Source organism: Vibrio sp. 10N.261.52.A1, assembly GCF_002876325.1.
In the GTDB taxonomy this organism is placed as follows: domain Bacteria; phylum Pseudomonadota; class Gammaproteobacteria; order Enterobacterales; family Vibrionaceae; genus Vibrio; species Vibrio chagasii.
The window spans coordinates 1-485 of record NZ_MCYD01000178.1; the positions used below are offsets into that span (position 1 = coordinate 1).

Below are 485 nucleotides of genomic sequence, written 5' to 3' on the forward strand. Positions count from 1 at the left end.
AGACTATACTAAATAACGAACGTTTTTTAGATTATCTTTAATTATAAAGTGATGTAAAATATGAAAATTACTGTGACCGAGCCATCATTACCACCTCTTGATAAATTCATTCCTTTACTCGAAGATATATGGGACCGCAAGTGGTTGACAAATAATGGGCATTATCATCAAGAGTTAGAACAGGCTCTTGCAAAGCATCTAGGGGTGAAATATGTTTCATTGTTTTGCAACGGAACAGTTGCTCTTCAAGTTGGCCTCAAAGCGCTTGATATAAAGGGTGAGGTTATCACAACACCTTTTACATTCGTAGCGACGACTCATGCGATAAAATGGAACGAATGTACACCTGTTTTTTGCGATATTGAACCTGAAACATTAAACCTAGACCCACAAAAAGTTGAAGAGTTAATTACTGAAAACACACAAGCAATTATACCTGTTCATGTATATGGGTCTCCATGTAATGTTGATGCTTTAAAGAAAAT

Annotated in this window: 1 protein-coding gene; it reads left to right on the forward strand. The window is 35.7% G+C overall.

Annotated elements, in window-relative coordinates; all coding sequences use genetic code 11:
- Nucleotides 1–60: 60 nt before the first annotated feature.
- Nucleotides 61–485: aminotransferase class I/II-fold pyridoxal phosphate-dependent enzyme (locus BCT81_RS02420; RefSeq protein WP_133152493.1), on the forward strand; the 425-nt coding region annotated here is incomplete at its 3' end.